The organism is Pseudomonas sp. 65/3-MNA-CIBAN-0223 (genome assembly GCF_040310425.1).
Taxonomy (GTDB): domain Bacteria; phylum Pseudomonadota; class Gammaproteobacteria; order Pseudomonadales; family Pseudomonadaceae; genus Aquipseudomonas; species Aquipseudomonas gregormendelii.
The window spans coordinates 181,542-197,561 of sequence record NZ_JBEOPV010000001.1; the positions used below are offsets into that span (position 1 = coordinate 181,542).

Here is a 16,020-nt window from a genome sequence, read left to right on the forward strand (position 1 = left end):
GGTGCCTGTTTGTTAAGGGTTGGCGTATTTAGGTGCTTGTAGAAGTACTTGCTGAGGGGCAACTAAACAGCCATTTCTAATCAGGTTGAATCGTTCAAGGCCGGGGATATAGGATTGGCAAACTATTCCGTTGCTAGAATAATCGGCAACGACTCTGTGGTAGATGGCTCCGCCAGTGCGCGAGATGTATTTTTCAAGCGCTTCAAGTTGAAGTGAAACGCTTTTTTCGAAGATTGAAGGTGTGGGCTCGATCAAAGGAAGATTTATATTTTTCACAGGCGAAAAATCAATAAGGCTCTTCAGTTTATTTGAGCTGGCTAGAAAATCAAGTGTATTTCTGTCGAGCTCGTCTTGCCTGTCGTCATATAAAACGTTGACTTGAAATTGCTCCGTAACGGCTCTCTGAATGGCGATACATATGTCCAGTGAACAACCTGAACCAATTGCTGATAGATGCATGTCGCCAGGGCCGGACTTAGGTATAGCGACAGAAAAGAAAACGTTCATAACGTTTTTTATGACGATGACTTGTAGCTTGTCAGCCAGCGCTATCGCGTCAGCATCATATTGGAGCGATTTTGCAAGCAGGCCTCGAGACGGAGCGTATAATTTTAGGGCAGGACCGATACTACATATCGCCATAAAAAAGCGAGACAAGATGTGTCTTTCGATAACCTCGTTTGTTCCGTGTAGTAACGCTTCTGATTTGGTGCAGCCAAATGCGATCCCTGAGTTTGAAGCATAACGATTAAGAAATTGCACGCTGGCGCTTGCGTCACTCCATGACTTACGGTTCATGGTGGGGCGAAGAAGAATGCACGGAACGAAAAGCTCTTTGGTTTTGTCGGCCGTGATCAGTTTGAATGACTCTATTGATTCCTCCGCGCACGGGATGCTTGCAAGAAAGCCATCGTGTTCAGCAGCTTTTTGAGACGCTATAAACTCGCAGCGCTGAATACTAATGTTGTCGGCATTAAAACAGAAAGTGCTGAAGTGTTCAATGGATTCAGCTAAAGCCCCTACAAGTGAGTCTGGACCTTTTCCTGCACCGGAATCTATCAGGTTGTTATCTTTGTCGAAGAGTTCTGCTGTGGCTACAAAACGGCTGTTGTCTGCGAATTTCGTTCTAGCGCTAAAATTTAGTGAGTGAATTATTTTTCAATTTTTGATAGTGCTTCAGGCGGACTAAACTCTCGCTCGGACATGATTTGCCTCTCGATGTTTAAATGCCGAAAGGGTTTCTTTCGGCATTTTTCTCAGGTGTTGTAACGGCGAGTGTCAGTTGGTTAGCGAGGTGAAGAAGTGGACTTCAGTTGCCAGAAGGCCATCTGTCACATTTATGCCCAGCGGCATGCCTTCAATTGGGGTCAGCTCCGTGCGTTTTCTACCCATGATAAAACTCCTTGGTATTAGTTGAAGGCGCTCGTTAGTGTGCGCCTCACTTGCGGCATTTTTCGCAAGTGATTTATTAGTATCAGAGGTTTTTCTATTGTTCAACCATGCGGGCCGGTGAAACATGATTTTTATTTGTAGGTTTTTTCTTGTTGTTTTGTAGGATAAATCTCTGGTCGGACTGTTGATTGGTTGAAATGTATTCTATTAAGTAATTATCTGAGTGGCTTACGATGTTTAAGATTTTTAGATTAATGTTCGTTTTGGAATCAAAACGGATCCAATGTGAGAGAGCTCAATACCTCTAGGCGATTATGGTGGGACGCTAAATATGGAGGATTAGGTCGCAGTAATGGCGGGCGAGGGTGCCTTCGCTGACAACTGAACTCTTACAGGTTTGTGTCAGTTTCGATATTTTCTATCAATATCCGGCCGTTTCTGTATGAGCGAGTTTGCTCACGATGGTCGTCAAGGGGAATGCGCGAGCCGCGGTGCCTCGAGGCGTTCTCGGGCTTTTCGCGAGCAAAGCTTACTCATTCATCATTATTGCCCGCGAATACGGTCTGTCAGCCAATCTGGCTGATATAGGTCCCGGTCCCCTTGAGAATGTTCTGCAAAGTCTCCTCCACCTCAGGCAGGTCACCCGCCGCAGTGCTGTGAATGATCTCCAGGCAATCATCCCCATTCAGCACATCGACATCCCCTGGAGCGATTTCGATCAGCAGGCGGGTAGGGCTCAGGGTCACTTTTACACCTTCCAGGGTCGAAGGCTCACCGTCCAGGGTGATGTCCAGCGCGTCTTCGTCCGGGTAGCGGGTCATCAGGAACATCTCGCCCTGCTCGCTGTGGCAGGCGAGCATGGCCATGTTGTCTTCTTCGTCATCGCATGGGTTGACGATCAACAGGGCGGTGGTCATTTGCATGGGTAAATCCTGGCTCGAGGAGCGTTGTTGAGGTGAAGAAAGGGCAATTCTGCCAGCCGCCGGGAATTTCTGCTCGTCTGAGTGTCAGAGCATGTGTCGTGAACATTCGAGGCGTTACTGGTCACTTCCAGCACGAATGTGCCGCAAAACAGGGCTTAAGCCGGCCTTTTTGTCGCGCGACTGCTAGTGTTGTTCGATGCGCAGCCTACAACCTGCGTGCGGATGACCGAATATGTCGCAGCACCGCAAGCAGGCACATTGTCGCACTCGTTAAGCTGCGCATCGAATGGATACCCGTAAAGACAGTGCGCAATCCATCGCGCAGTGGTTTTTGCAGATGCCCATTCATGGAAGGTGAATGTGACCCGAGTGTCTCGTCCAGCTTCACCCACCTGTGACCCTGTTTCCTCTGCCCGAGAATCAGGAACAGGGTGACGGATAGCCCCGCGAGGGGTTTTGCACGCGACGCTTCCATCAATAACAAGCCCAAGCGGAGTAACACAGATGGCGTTCTTCACCGCAGCCAGCAAAGCCGACTTCCAGCACCAACTGCAAGCGGCACTGGCGCAGCACATCAGTGAACAGGCACTGCCACAAGTGGCGCTGTTTGCTGAACAATTTTTCGGCATCATTTCCCTCGACGAGCTGACTCAACGTCGGTTGTCCGACCTCGCCGGGTGCACCCTTTCTGCGTGGCGCCTGCTTGAGCGCTTCGATCACGCGCAGCCGCAAGTGCGCGTCTACAACCCTGATTACGAACGCCACGGCTGGCAGTCGACCCACACTGCGGTCGAAGTGCTGCACCACGACCTGCCGTTCCTGGTGGACTCGGTGCGTACCGAGCTGAACCGTCGCGGCTACAGCATTCATACCCTGCAAACCACTGTGCTGAGCGTGCGTCGCGGCAGCAAGGGCGAGTTGCTGGAAATCCTGCCAAAAGGCACCCAGGGCGAAGGGATTCTCCAGGAATCCCTGATGTACCTGGAAATCGACCGCTGCGCCAACGCGGCCGAACTGAACGTGTTGAGCAAAGAGCTGGAGCAGGTGCTCGGTGAGGTCCGCGTGGCGGTCGCCGATTTCGAGCCGATGAAAGCCAAGGTCCAGGAAATCCTGACCGGCCTCGATAACAGCCAGTTTGCTGTCGACCCTGAAGAAAAGAACGAAATCAAAAGCTTCCTGGAATGGCTGGTGGGCAACCACTTCACCTTCCTCGGCTACGAAGAATTCGTGGTAAGCGATGAAGCCGATGGCGGCCACATCGTCTACGACCAGGATTCGTTCCTTGGCCTGACCAAATTGCTGCGCACCGGCCTGACCTACGACGACCTGCGCATCGAAGACTATGCCGTGAAGTACCTGCGCGAACCGACCCTGCTGTCGTTCGCCAAGGCCGCGCACCCAAGCCGTGTGCACCGTCCGGCTTACCCTGACTACGTGTCGATCCGTGAGATCGATGCCGACGGCAAAGTCATCAAGGAATGCCGTTTCATGGGCCTGTACACCTCTTCGGTGTATGGCGAGAGCGTGCGGGTCATTCCGTACATCCGCCGCAAGGTCGAGGAAATCGAACGCCGCTCCGGCTTCCAGGCCAAGGCTCACCTGGGCAAGGAACTGGCGCAGGTGGTTGAAGTACTGCCACGCGACGACCTGTTCCAGACCCCGGTTGACGAGCTGTTCGCCACCGTGATGTCGATCGTGCAGATCCAGGAACGCAACAAGATTCGCGTGTTCCTGCGCAAAGACCCGTACGGTCGTTTCTGCTATTGCCTGGCCTACGTGCCGCGCGACATCTACTCCACCGAAGTGCGCCAGAAGATCCAGCAAGTGCTGATGGATCGCTTGAAGGCTTCGGACTGCGAGTTCTGGACCTTCTTCTCCGAGTCCGTGCTGGCCCGTGTGCAACTGATTCTGCGGGTTGATCCAAAGAACCGCCTGGACATCGACCCGGTCCTGCTGGAAAAAGAAGTGGTGCAGGCCTGCCGCAGCTGGCAGGACGACTACGCCAGCCTCACCGTTGAGAGCTTCGGCGAAGCCAGTGGCACCAACGTGCTGGCAGACTTTCCCAAAGGCTTCCCAGCCGGCTATCGCGAGCGTTTCGCGGCGCATTCGGCTGTGGTCGACATGCAGCACCTGTTGAGCCTGAACGAAAAAAATCCGCTGGTGATGAGCTTCTATCAGCCGCTGGGCCAGGTCTCCGGCAAGCGCGAGCTGCACTGCAAGCTGTATCACGCCGATACCCCGCTGGCCCTGTCCGACGTGTTGCCGATCCTGGAAAACCTCGGGCTGCGTGTGCTCGGTGAATTCCCGTACCGCCTGCGCCACAACAATGGCCGCGAGTTCTGGATTCACGATTTCGCCTTCACCGCCGCCGAAGGCCTGGACCTCGATATCCAGCAACTCAACGACACCTTGCAGGACGCGTTCGTCCACATCGTGCGTGGCGATGCCGAGAACGATGCGTTCAACCGCCTGGTACTGACCGCCGGCCTGCCATGGCGTGACGTGGCGCTGCTGCGTGCCTACGCGCGCTACATGAAGCAGATCCGCCTGGGCTTCGACCTGGGCTACATCGCCAGCACCCTGAACAACCACACCGACATCGCTCGCGAGCTGACCCGGTTGTTCAAGACCCGTTTCTACCTGGCGCGCAAGCTCACCGGCGACGATCTGGAAGACAAGCAGCAACGTCTGGAACAAGCCATCGTCACCGCACTGGACGATGTCCAGGTGTTGAACGAAGACCGCATCCTGCGTCGCTACCTGGACCTGATCAAGGCCACGCTGCGCACCAACTTCTATCAGACTGATGCCAACGGCCATAACAAGTCGTACTTCAGCTTCAAGTTCAACCCGCATCAGATTCCCGAGCTGCCAAAGCCAGTACCGAAGTTCGAAATCTTCGTCTACTCGCCTCGTGTTGAAGGCGTGCACCTGCGCTTCGGCAATGTCGCTCGTGGCGGTCTGCGCTGGTCTGATCGTGAAGAAGACTTCCGTACCGAAGTCCTGGGCCTGGTAAAAGCCCAGCAAGTGAAGAACTCGGTCATCGTGCCCGTGGGTGCGAAGGGCGGCTTCCTGCCACGGCGCCTGCCATTGGGCGGCAGCCGTGACGAGATTGCGGCAGAGGGCATCGCCTGCTATCGCATCTTCATTTCCGGCCTGCTGGACATCACCGACAACCTCAAAGACGGTGCGCTGGTACCGCCGGTCAACGTTGTGCGCCATGACGACGATGACCCGTACCTGGTGGTGGCTGCGGACAAGGGCACTGCGACCTTCTCCGACATCGCCAACGGCATTGCCATCGACTACGGTTTCTGGCTCGGTGACGCGTTCGCCTCCGGTGGTTCCGCCGGTTACGACCACAAGAAAATGGGCATCACCGCCAAGGGCGCGTGGGTGGGTGTACAACGCCACTTCCGCGAGCGCGGCATCAACGTCCAGGAAGACAGCATCACCGTGGTGGGCGTCGGCGACATGGCCGGCGACGTGTTCGGTAACGGCTTGCTGATGTCCGACAAGCTGCAACTGGTCGCAGCGTTCAACCACCTGCACATCTTCATCGACCCGAACCCGCAGCCGGCCAACAGCTTCGCTGAGCGTCAGCGCCTGTTCGACCTGCCGCGTTCGGCCTGGTCGGACTACGACACCAGCATCATGTCCGAGGGTGGCGGGATCTTCTCCCGTAGCGCCAAAAGCATCGCGATTTCCCCGCAGATGAAAGAGCGCTTCGACATCAAGGCCGACAAGCTGACCCCGACCGAACTGCTGAACGCCTTGCTCAAGGCGCCGGTGGACCTGTTGTGGAACGGCGGCATCGGCACCTATGTCAAGGCCAGCAGCGAAAGCCACGCCGACGTTGGCGACAAGGCCAACGATGCACTGCGCGTGAACGGCAATGAACTGCGCTGCAAGGTCGTGGGCGAGGGCGGTAACCTGGGCATGACCCAGCTCGGTCGCGTGGAATTCGGCCTCAATGGTGGCGGTTCCAACACCGACTTCATCGACAACGCCGGTGGCGTGGACTGCTCCGACCATGAAGTGAACATCAAGATCCTGCTGAACGAAGTGGTTCAGGCCGGCGACATGACCGACAAGCAACGCAACCTGTTGCTGGCGAGCATGACCGACGAAGTGGGCAACCTGGTGCTCGGCAACAACTACAAGCAAACGCAGGCGCTGTCCCTGGCAGCTCGCCGTGCCTTGCCACGGATTGCCGAATACAAGCGCTTGATGAACGACCTGGAAAGCCGCGGCAAGCTGGACCGCGCCATCGAGTTCCTGCCGTCCGAGGAAGCGATCAACGAACGCATCGCCGAAGGCCATGGCCTGACGCGTGCCGAGCTGTCGGTGCTGATCTCCTACAGCAAGATCGACCTCAAGGAGCAGTTGCTGGGCTCCCTGGTGCCGGACGACGACTACCTGACCCGCGACATGGAAACCGCTTTCCCGCCAAGCCTGGTGAGCAAGTTCTCCGCGGCCATGCGCCGTCACCGTCTGAAGCGCGAAATCGTCAGCACCCAGATCGCCAACGACCTGGTCAACCACATGGGCATCACCTTCGTTCAACGACTCAAAGAGTCGACCGGCATGAGCCCGGCGAACGTGGCCGGCGCCTATGTAATCGTGCGCGACATTTTCCACCTCCCGCACTGGTTCCGTCAGATCGAAGCCCTGGACTACCAGGTGTCGGCAGACGTGCAGCTGGAGCTGATGGACGAGCTGATGCGCCTGGGTCGCCGCGCTACGCGCTGGTTCCTGCGTGCCCGTCGCAACGAGCAGAATGCTGCCCGTGACGTCGCCCACTTCGGTCCGCACCTGAAGGAGCTGGGTCTCAAGCTCGACGAACTGCTCAGTGGCGAGATCCACGAGAACTGGCAGGCGCGCTACGAGGCGTACGTTGAAGCCGGTGTGCCGGAACTGCTCGCACGCATGGTGGCTGGTACTTCGCACCTGTACACGTTGCTGCCGATCATCGAGGCCTCCGACGTGACCGGCCAGAACCCTGCGGACGTGGCCAAGGCCTACTTCGCCGTGGGCAGCGCACTGGACATTACCTGGTACCTGCAGCAGATCAGTGCCTTGCCGGTTGAAAACAACTGGCAGGCCCTGGCCCGTGAAGCGTTCCGCGACGACGTCGACTGGCAACAGCGTGCGATCACCATCTCGGTCCTGCAACAGGGCGACGGTTCCCAGGACGTGGAAACACGCCTGGCACTGTGGATGGCAGAGCACGCGAGCATGATCGAACGCTGGCGCGCAATGCTGGTGGAAATCCGCGCCGCCAGTGGCACGGACTACGCCATGTACGCCGTGGCCAACCGGGAGTTGCTGGACCTGGCCTTGAGCGGGCAAGCCGTAGTGCCTGCTCCTGCAACGGTCAGCGCAGAGCTGGAACCGGCGGCTTGAACAGTCGCTGAATGAAAAAAACCCGCATTGAGAGATGCGGGTTTTTTTTGTTGGGGTGTAGCTGCAAGGGCCCCTTCGCGGGCAAGCCCGCTCCCACAGAGTTTTGTGTTGGACACATAATCTCCACACTACACCGAACCCTGTGGGAGCGGGCTTGCCCGCGAAGGGGCCATTAGACTCAATACAACTTATCGCTTTTGTTATCATCAATCATCGATACATTACTTGTCGGTCCGGTCAATAAATTACTGAGCGACTGGTCAAACTTCTGCAATGCCCGAACTTGCACTTCCTGCTGTTCGTTGATATCTGCAACTATCTCTTCGCTGCGCTTGTAATCAGCCCATAAAGGGCTCAATGACCTGGTGTCGTACCCGCGAGCGGTGCCGATATAGTCAAGGTTGCGATCATAAAAGTGCGCACTGATATCCGCTTCCACATCCGAACTGCGCGAGGTAATCAACTGGCTGCGGGCATCAACGACTGCTGCCACATCCGGCCTCGCCGCGCGCAGGCTCTGCATGTCCGGGTATTCCGTCACAGAGCCAAACTGGCGCTGCAACGAAGCTTTGACCCAGTCCACTGCCCTGTCCGGTGCAGAGGTGGCCACGTAGGCGTCATGAATGGATTGCACCAGCAGGCTCTGGCCGAAGCCCGTTCCCGCGTTGGCGCGGTAATCATTGAGGTAAGCGCGATTGGTCTGGGTATTGCGACTGTAGACAATGCCTACGGATTTGTCGGGCCCGCTGGGCACCTTGGTGGAAGCGCTGCGGCCTACCGGTTGGGAGAATATCCCATGCAGAGGACCAACCGATTCAGGTGCAGTTGGAACGGAGCAGCCCGTTATGATAACCGTCATTGTCAGTGTACTGATCAGCATGCGTTTCATGGTGTTACTCCAGTGAAACAGCTTAATTCATGAAGTTTGTCGCCGACATCGATTCGGCAGTCATTCAAAGATTAGCCCTGTCAGCATTTAATGAAATGGCGCATGTGACGGCACGGATGCAGTCATTAGTTTTGTTCGGCGTAAAGATTGGCGACTCATCGCTCGGAGAAATAAAAAGGCCCAAATAATTGCAATGGGCCTGATTATTTATGGACCTTTGCTCAGCTATCAGTTTTTCAACGGGATCAACACTTTCTCGTCCGGCGACAGCACCATGAATACCAACAGTTTCGCGGGTTGGGTTGCGCTGGCGTTTTTCGAGACCAGGTGTTCCGAGCCGGCGGGCTCGTACCAGTATTCACCAGCCTTGTACGACACTGCTTGTTCGCCTTTGACCTGCGAGATGATCTCGCCGGACAGCACGTAGGCCATGGCGGTGCCTTCATGCTTGTGAGCGATAGAGGCCTGTCCGGGCTGGTAATCGACCTCGATCATCAAGGCTTTTTTGCCGGGCACGTTTTTCAGCATCTGGTCTTGCAGCACCGTGACCTTTTCCGATGGCGCAGCTTCGTGGGCCAGTGCAGCAGCGGAAACGGTCAGGGCCAGTGCCGCAAGGGGAGCAGCGAGTAAGCGCAGGGTTTTCATGTTTATCACCTGGAAGAATGGGGTTGTCCGAACCCACATTAGTGCGCAGGTGAGGCCAGGCAAACAGCCAATTCCCTGGAAGGTCAGGTGACCAATCTAGCGGATGGGGAAACTGTTGAAATCCACCGCATTGGCCAGTTGGTTGTCGATCAGGCCGATAAAGCCTTGTACTTCAGGGCAGTTGAAATGCATCTGCATGGCCGCTTCCGATTGCCAGCGGGCGCTGACGTTCCAGCGGTTACTGTCCTCGGGGCAGCGGTCGACCATGTACGACTCGCAGCCTGGCTGCTGGCGCAGGGTTTCAACAATTCTCTGCAGTTGCTTGCCAAGCTCGTCGGAGCGGCCGGCAGCGGCCTGCACCTGTACGGTATTGATGACTTCGGTGGACATTGCTCACACTCCTGAATCAGGCCGGACGAATCCTGCTCACTGAGGGATAAACGCCTTAGCAGGATAGGCTTGCGCCCCGGGACCACCAATAGCCAATCGCCTGATAAACCCCTACGCCAATCGATTAGGCGACCTGCTGCAGAATGTCGCGCAAACGGTTCAGGGCCAGGTCGATGTCCAGGGTTTCGATAGCACCAAAACCCATGAGCAGCCCGTCTCTTGGCGTCTGCTGGTAGTAGAAACCCTCGATCGGATACAGCCCGACTTCGACTTTTTTCGCCAATTCCACCAGCAATGGCATATCGATAGGCACCTTGAACATCAGCACCATGTGAAAGCCTGCCGTGGAAGGCACCGCTTCGAGCCAGGGTGCAAGGTCCGTGGCTGCGCGTTCGAGAATACGCTCGCGTCGACCGGCATAGATCGTGTGGCAACGCCTGATGTGCTTGAGCAGGCACCCCTCGGCGATGAACTTGGCCAGCGCCCACTGGGGCAGGGTCGAGGTGTGCAGGTCGGTGAGCTGCTTGGCGCGAATCACCGCTTCGAGGATCGCCGGGGGCAAGATCGCATAACCCAGGCGCAACTCCGGCAACAGGGTTTTGGAAAAGGTACCGACGTAAGCCACGATGCCGCGCTCGTCCATGCTTTGCAGCGAGTCTGTCGGCCGCCCCTCATAGCGGAATTCGCTGTCGTAATCGTCCTCGATGATGATCGCCCCCAGCTCATAAGCGCGCTCCAGCAGCGCCAGCCGACGTTGCGTGCTCATGGGGATGCCGAGCGGGAATTGATGGGAGGGCGTGACGTAGATCAGCCGCGTGCCCAAGGGGATCTTGTCGACCTGAATGCCTTCGCTATCCACCGGCACACCGATCACCGTCGCACCGTGGCTGCCAAACAGCAGGCGCGCCGGTGGATAGCCGGGATCTTCCATGGCCACCAGGCCGCCGGGACGGGTCAGCACCCGGGAGATCAGGTCCAGCGCCTGTTGTGCGCCGTTGCACACCACCACATCGTCATCCTGGCAATTGACCCCACGGGAAAAAGCAATATGCCGGGCTATTGCATTGCGCAGCGCCGGCAGGCCTTCAGGCTGGCTGTAGAAGCCCTTGGAGCCGGACATCTGGCGCAGGGCGTGTGCCGTGCACCTGCGCCAGTCGTCCTGGGGAAATTGCCCCTTGCTGGTGGCGCCACCAATAAAGTCGTAGCGCAGTGAACCGTCCAGCGTCGGGTGGCGCAAGAACACCGGCAAGCTGCGCCAGGATTCGATGATTTGCGCACTGGCCAGGTCCGAATGGCTCTGTTTGCGAGTGATTTTGGCCGGGCGGGCGTTGACGTACGTACCTTTGCCGATGACGCCGGTAAGGAAGTTCTCGTAGGTCAGCTGGGCATAGGTATCGGAAATGGTCTTGCGCGAGATGCCCAGTTGCTCTGCCAGCAAGCGGCTGGGCGGCAACTGGGTGCCAGCCGCCAGGCGGCCGGATTCGATGGCGCTGCGCAGTTGCTTGTACAACTGGCCCGCCAGGTCCTTGCGGCCGTTGATGACGACATGAAGTTCCATACCGGCGGGGCTCCGGGGGCGATTCAGGGGCGTGTGCGATCGCGCAAGATTACCCGCATGAGCGAACATGCAGTAGTTGTGCGGGTAAAAAACCGCAGATTGGCCTGGCGCCGCAGTGGTCAACGGTTAATTCGCCGAATTGGACCTGTAACGATCCACGTTGCGCGCCTACCGTAGGCTGACTCTATCGGCCCGCGAGGCTCGCCATGAATTCCCGCCTGGATTACTACAGCGCATCGCCCAAGGCGATGAAAGCCATGATCGCCATGGAGGCCCTCACCAGCCATCTCAGCATCGAACCGCAGTTGTTGCACCTGATCAAGATCCGCGCTTCACAGCTCAATGGCTGCGCGTTCTGCACTGACATGCACTCGGTGGATGCGCGACGCCTGGGCGAGACTGATCGGCGGCTGTATTCGATCGTGGTGTGGCGCGACAGTGACTTCTTCAACCCCCGTGAGCGCGCCGCACTGGCCTGGGCCGAGGCGGTCACGCTGCTCGCTCAAAGCCATGTTCCGGACGACGTCTACGCCCAGGCCCGGGAGCAATTCAGTGAGGCTGAAATGGTCGACCTGACCGTTGCCGTCACGACCATTAACAGCTGGAATCGCCTGGCCGTAAGTTTCCGCCAAACCCCGAGTTCTTGATGGGCTCGCCTCCCGCTGATTGGGCCGGCAGCGCAAAAAAACACCGCTGGCGCGTTTAGTCGTACGCCGGCGGCTCGCTTCTGCCATGCTCAATGTCCGCAGCACTGCTTCAACCAAAGGACACCGCAATGGACGACGTACAGCAATTGGGTCAGATGCTTCGCCAATACGCCGATAGCGAAGCGCACAAGAAGCAACTGTTTGAGGCGCAATCGGCCGTGTGGGCGACGCGTATAGGCGAGTTGTTCGACCAGATCCAGCTGTGGCTGGAACCGGTCAAGACGCCCAACCTGCTGGAAGTCAGTCGCGAGGCTTATGTTGCATTCGGGCCAAGTGTTCCGGTGGAAACGTCGAAGTTCAATACCGAGAAGCTGAGCATCGTGATCGCTGGCAAGCCTGTGGAATTCGTTCCCGATGTGATGGGCACGGGCGGGCAGATTTCCCTGGCGGTCATGGGCCTGACGGCTGCCCGTTATGGCAGCGTTTCGCTGGTCTGCCTGCCGCCCTCCAACAGCTGGCAGTGGCGCAAGACCAACGGCCTGAAGGACGCGGATACCTTTGCCTTCGATGCGAATTTCCTCGCGCAGCAACTGCAAAGCCTGATCCCCCGCGAGCGCGGCTGAAAGACAGATAACACACTCTGATCTTGCGGGATTTGACTCTGCGGGCGTCAGCCTGCGCAGGGTCGAATCGGTGCGTAACTGATGCCAGGTGCCCGAGAGCGCCATCAGGCAGGGGAACCTGGAGTGCGGTGCCGGACGGGCCGTTATTTCAACGCCGGGTCGCCCATGTTCATTTTCTTCCAGCCTTGCAGCAATGCCTGGGCCTTGGGTTCCTGGCCGTTCTCCAGGTAATACTGGATCAGCGAAAGTCGTGCGTTGCGATTGGCCGGCTGTTCCTTGAGCAGCCGTTCCAGCTCCAGGCAAGCCTCGTCAACCTTGCCGCTGTCGTGCAGCGCTACGGCCAGTACATAGCCGTATTGCGCGTTCTGCGGCTCCAGTCGGGCCGCCTTGAGCAGGGCAGGCATGGCTTGGGCGGTTTTGCCGGCGCGAATCAGGGCCAGGCCAAGGGAATGCTGGAGCAGCGCTGCTTCCGGGTGGTCCTTGAGGCCCTGGTCGAGGAGTGCCTGCGCTTCCTGTTTGCGTCCGGCCGCTTCCAGCCATTGCACCAGGGTGACCAGTGCCGGGTAGAAGTCGGGGTCGCGCTTGAGCGCAGTGCGCAACAACCCTTCGACTTCAGCGCTGCGCCCGTTGGCCTGATACAGCATGGCGAGGTTGAGGTTGGCTTCGGCACGTTCGGCCAGGCTATTCTGCACCGCTTCATACTCGCCGATTGCCACGTCCCAATTGCCCCGGGCGTTACCCAAACCATCGCGGGCCGCGCCGAGCAGGTCGCGTGCGGCGGCAATCCGTACGGCCTTCACCGGGTCAACCAGCAATGGCGTCAGCAGGGGTGCGCGTTCGGCCGGCGGCAGGATGGCGCTGATCGCCCGGATGGCGCTTTCACGTACCTGGGGCGCCGGGTTGTTCAAGTCTTTGCTTGCCAGTTTCAAGGCCTGTTCGCTGGGGTACAGCGCCAACTCGGCCAGCAGCGTCGCGCGCTGGATAGCCGGCAAATTGCTGCGTTGCAACTGCTCTTTCAGGGCTTGGGCGGCACCGGGCTGGCCATTGCGGATCAGCCACAGGCTTTCGTCGTAGCGCGGGGCCTGCGGGGCAGAGGCGGCGTTCCAGAGCTTGAACTGTTCAGTGACCTTGTCACCAGCCTTCCCCTGGTGACAGGTCAGGCAGGCGTCCGGCGTGCCGAGTTTTTTTGCTCGTTCCGGGTTGGGAATGCTGAAGCTGTGGTCGTGACGGAAGTCGTTGCCCATGTAGAACTTGCCGGGCATATGGCAATCCACGCATTGCGAGCCGGGTTGCCCCATGGTGTGCCGGGTGTGTTCGATGGAGTCGTAGTTCTTCGCTTGCAAGCCCTTGCCGTCCACCCCGGCGACGGCGGTCTTGCCCGCCGTGTTGTGGCATTGCAGGCAGACGCCATTACCGGGCGCCTTCAGTTCGTTACTGTGAGGGTTGTGGCAATTGCTGCAGCGCACGCCCTTGTCGGCCATTTTGCTCTGGGCGAAGGAGCCGTGCTCGAACACCTCATCCTTGATCTTGCCGTCCAGCGCATACAGTTCGCGCGTCAGTGCGCTGGGCAGGTAGTCGTCCATCAGCCGCTTGCCGACGGTAAAACCGTCTCCCAGGGGCGCTCGCCGGGAATGGCAGCGGGCGCAGGTTTCCAGTTCGACGGTTGCGTTCTGGTCCTTGAGATCCACGGCAAAACCCTTGTGCACCAGGTCACCTTTTTTCGCCGTCCACTGCAGATGGTTCGAGGCCGGGCCATGGCATGCCTGGCAGCCGACACCGAGGCTATTCCACTGACTGTCAAAGGTGTTTTTTGCGGCATCGAAATTGCGCTTGAAGCCGGTGGTGTGGCACTCGACGCACATGAAATTGGCGTTCTGGCTCGGCTTGCTCCAGTGCAACGGATTCTTGAAGTTGACGCCCTGGCCCGGGTACAGGTGAAACCAGCGATGCTTTTCGGTATCCCACGCCACACCCAACGCCTGCAGCCGACCTTCGCCGACTTCTATCAGGTATTGCTGCAACGGCGCGATGCCAAAGGTGTAGGCCACCTTGAAGTCCGCATTCTGGCCATCGATGCCAGGGGTGTTGACCCAGAAAGCATCGTCCTTGCGCGAGAAGCGTGTGGTTTCGTTTTCCGCCTTGAAGCTGACGTTATTGAAGTCACCCAGCACCGTGTCGGTATTGGCGTCCTGCATGGCCAGTTGGTGATGGGAACCTTGCCAATCCTTGACCTGGGGACTGTGGCAGCCTTGGCATTGCACTTCGTCGACCATGGTCGCGGGGGCCATTGCGACGGGGCGCGCCTTGGCTGGTTGGGCAGTCGGAGCAGGTGCGAGGGCAACCGGGGTTGGTGTGCTGCTCAGCAGAAACCAGCCGATCCCCGCCACTGCCAGGAGCAGCGTCGCGATGATGACCGGAAACAGCAAGCGCCCCGTCAGATTGGAAGGCGATTCAGGCTTAGGATCTGCAGCTTTATTCTTATGTTCAGGCATTGCGACTTCCGTAGTCCAGGTGCGATTACCTTCAGGCGCGCGTGCAGCATCGGTGCAGCTTTGCCGGATGCCAGGCCCGTGTCAATCGACCAGGCGCTCAAGCGCGAAATTGGCAAGTCCTTGCCGCTGGCCGCAGGGCCTGGCCCGGGTGTGATCGTGGTGCGCGCCGCCATTACCGCCGCCAGCAGCAAGACTGAAGGCCTGAAGCCTTACGAAGTGATCCCGATTGCTCTGGTAGCTGCTGCGATCTTTTGATCTTGTTTTTTATAATCAAGATCAAAAGATCGCAGCCTTCGGCAGCTCCTACGGGGTTTTGGTGACAAGCACCATCCGTCCCGACAGCGCCTGCGCAGCTTGTGCAGGCGATCGACGTCAACGATTACAGTCGCTGGCTGATACACCACAATTTGTATCCGGGCATAGGTCGCCAGCCCATTTCGTGGTTAACTTCGGCCTCTTCAAAAATCTCCACATCAACGTTCAGAAGGACTCAGTTCATGGCTCAAGTCACTCTTAAAGGCTCTCCGGTTCAAGTCAACGGCCAACTGCCACAAGCCGGTTCCAAGGCGCCAGCCTTTTCCCTGGTTGCCGGCAATCTGTCCGACGTGACCCTGGCAAGCTTCGCCGGCAAACGCAAAGTGCTGAACATCTTCCCAAGCGTCGACACTCCGACCTGCGCCACCTCCGTGCGCAAGTTCAACGCCCAGGCCAACGACGTGGCCAACACCGTGGTGTTGTGCATCTCCGCTGACCTGCCGTTCGCCCAGGCGCGTTTCTGCGGTTCCGAAGGCCTGGAAAACGTGCAGAACCTGTCGACCCTGCGCGGTGCCGAGTTCATCGAGAACTACGGCGTGGCAATTGCCGACGGTCCGCTCAAAGGCCTGACCGCCCGTGCGGTGGTGGTCCTGGACGAAAACGACAACGTCCTGCACAGCGAACTGGTCAAGGAAATTGCTGAAGAACCGAATTACGAAGCGGCGCTTGCTGTATTGAAATAAGTTCGGGCTTACAATTGTTAACGGCCTGGCCCTGTCCAGGCCGTTTTCATTTGTGTA

The 16,020-nt window shown here is 58.0% G+C and carries 11 protein-coding genes and 1 pseudogene; 5 read left to right on the plus strand and 7 right to left on the minus strand.

Going from position 1 to position 16,020, the window contains the following annotated elements; translation table 11 throughout:
* Nucleotides 1-12: 12 nt before the first annotated feature.
* Nucleotides 13-1,155 carry a YcaO-like family protein gene (locus AAEZ09_RS00770; protein WP_350597823.1) on the minus strand — a complete coding sequence of 381 codons (1,143 nt, stop codon included), beginning with the start codon at nucleotides 1,153-1,155 and terminating at the stop codon, nucleotides 13-15.
* An 803-nt stretch (nucleotides 1,156-1,958) separates the two neighbouring features.
* On the minus strand, nucleotides 1,959-2,315 hold the full coding sequence (locus AAEZ09_RS00775) for a hypothetical protein (RefSeq protein WP_350597614.1): 357 nt from the start codon (nucleotides 2,313-2,315) through the stop codon (nucleotides 1,959-1,961).
* 504 nt (nucleotides 2,316-2,819) lie between these two features.
* Here AAEZ09_RS00775 and AAEZ09_RS00780 point away from each other — a divergent pair.
* Nucleotides 2,820-7,721, plus strand: coding sequence for an NAD-glutamate dehydrogenase (locus tag AAEZ09_RS00780; RefSeq protein ID WP_350597617.1), 4,902 nt, complete (start codon nucleotides 2,820-2,822; stop codon nucleotides 7,719-7,721).
* Nucleotides 7,722-7,899: 178 nt separating this feature from the next.
* On the opposite strand, the gene AAEZ09_RS00785 is transcribed toward AAEZ09_RS00780, so the two are convergent.
* The 4 genes from AAEZ09_RS00785 to pdxR form a co-directional block, all read right to left on the minus strand.
* A complete protein-coding gene (locus AAEZ09_RS00785) occupies nucleotides 7,900-8,610 on the minus strand; it encodes an ATPase (protein WP_350597619.1) in 711 nt (236 codons plus the stop codon).
* Between the two features lie 228 nt (nucleotides 8,611-8,838).
* On the minus strand, nucleotides 8,839-9,255 hold the full coding sequence (locus tag AAEZ09_RS00790) for a cupin domain-containing protein (protein ID WP_350597621.1): 417 nt from the start codon (nucleotides 9,253-9,255) through the stop codon (nucleotides 8,839-8,841).
* Between the two features lie 96 nt (nucleotides 9,256-9,351).
* Nucleotides 9,352-9,645: a putative quinol monooxygenase gene (locus AAEZ09_RS00795; protein WP_205892309.1), complete on the minus strand. Its 294-nt coding sequence runs from the start codon at nucleotides 9,643-9,645 to the stop codon at nucleotides 9,352-9,354.
* A 124-nt stretch (nucleotides 9,646-9,769) separates the two neighbouring features.
* Complete coding sequence (gene pdxR / locus AAEZ09_RS00800; protein WP_350597624.1) at nucleotides 9,770-11,203, minus strand: MocR-like pyridoxine biosynthesis transcription factor PdxR; 1,434 nt, start codon at nucleotides 11,201-11,203, stop codon at nucleotides 9,770-9,772.
* A gap of 206 nt (nucleotides 11,204-11,409) precedes the next feature.
* Between pdxR and AAEZ09_RS00805 the strand changes: the two genes are divergently transcribed.
* Together AAEZ09_RS00805 and AAEZ09_RS00810 are read left to right on the plus strand one after the other, a co-directional pair.
* Entirely contained in the window at nucleotides 11,410-11,850 is a 441-nt protein-coding gene (locus tag AAEZ09_RS00805; RefSeq protein WP_350597626.1) for a carboxymuconolactone decarboxylase family protein, read from the plus strand.
* Nucleotides 11,851-11,978: 128 nt separating this feature from the next.
* Entirely contained in the window at nucleotides 11,979-12,473 is a 495-nt protein-coding gene (locus AAEZ09_RS00810) for a hypothetical protein (protein WP_045058629.1), read from the plus strand.
* 143 nt (nucleotides 12,474-12,616) lie between these two features.
* Here the strand turns inward: AAEZ09_RS00810 and AAEZ09_RS00815 are convergent, their stop codons facing one another.
* Entirely contained in the window at nucleotides 12,617-14,965 is a 2,349-nt protein-coding gene (locus AAEZ09_RS00815) for a tetratricopeptide repeat protein (RefSeq protein WP_350597628.1), read from the minus strand.
* Between the two features lie 87 nt (nucleotides 14,966-15,052).
* Here AAEZ09_RS00815 and AAEZ09_RS00820 point away from each other — a divergent pair.
* Nucleotides 15,053-15,214 (plus strand): annotated as a pseudogene (locus tag AAEZ09_RS00820) (DUF3313 family protein); the annotation flags it as partial.
* A 248-nt stretch (nucleotides 15,215-15,462) separates the two neighbouring features.
* Nucleotides 15,463-15,963 (plus strand): thiol peroxidase, encoded by a 501-nt coding sequence (gene tpx, locus AAEZ09_RS00825; protein ID WP_045058627.1) that lies wholly within the window; start codon nucleotides 15,463-15,465, stop codon nucleotides 15,961-15,963.
* The last annotated feature ends 57 nt before the right edge of the window (nucleotides 15,964-16,020 follow it).

Excerpts from the sequence above, each read along its gene's own strand:
- AAEZ09_RS00810 (WP_045058629.1), top strand. The coding sequence starts at position 11,979 with ATGGACGACGTACAGCAATTGGGTCAGATGCTTCGCCAATACGCCGAT.
- AAEZ09_RS00790 (WP_350597621.1), bottom strand. The coding sequence starts at position 9,255 with ATGAAAACCCTGCGCTTACTCGCTGCTCCCCTTGCGGCACTGGCCCTG.
- AAEZ09_RS00785 (WP_350597619.1), bottom strand. The coding sequence starts at position 8,610 with ATGAAACGCATGCTGATCAGTACACTGACAATGACGGTTATCATAACG.
- AAEZ09_RS00795 (WP_205892309.1), bottom strand. The coding sequence starts at position 9,645 with ATGTCCACCGAAGTCATCAATACCGTACAGGTGCAGGCCGCTGCCGGC.
- AAEZ09_RS00775 (WP_350597614.1), bottom strand. The coding sequence starts at position 2,315 with ATGCAAATGACCACCGCCCTGTTGATCGTCAACCCATGCGATGACGAA.
- pdxR (WP_350597624.1), bottom strand. The coding sequence starts at position 11,203 with ATGGAACTTCATGTCGTCATCAACGGCCGCAAGGACCTGGCGGGCCAG.
- AAEZ09_RS00815 (WP_350597628.1), bottom strand. The coding sequence starts at position 14,965 with ATGCCTGAACATAAGAATAAAGCTGCAGATCCTAAGCCTGAATCGCCT.
- AAEZ09_RS00780 (WP_350597617.1), top strand. The coding sequence starts at position 2,820 with ATGGCGTTCTTCACCGCAGCCAGCAAAGCCGACTTCCAGCACCAACTG.
- tpx (WP_045058627.1), top strand. The coding sequence starts at position 15,463 with ATGGCTCAAGTCACTCTTAAAGGCTCTCCGGTTCAAGTCAACGGCCAA.
- AAEZ09_RS00805 (WP_350597626.1), top strand. The coding sequence starts at position 11,410 with ATGAATTCCCGCCTGGATTACTACAGCGCATCGCCCAAGGCGATGAAA.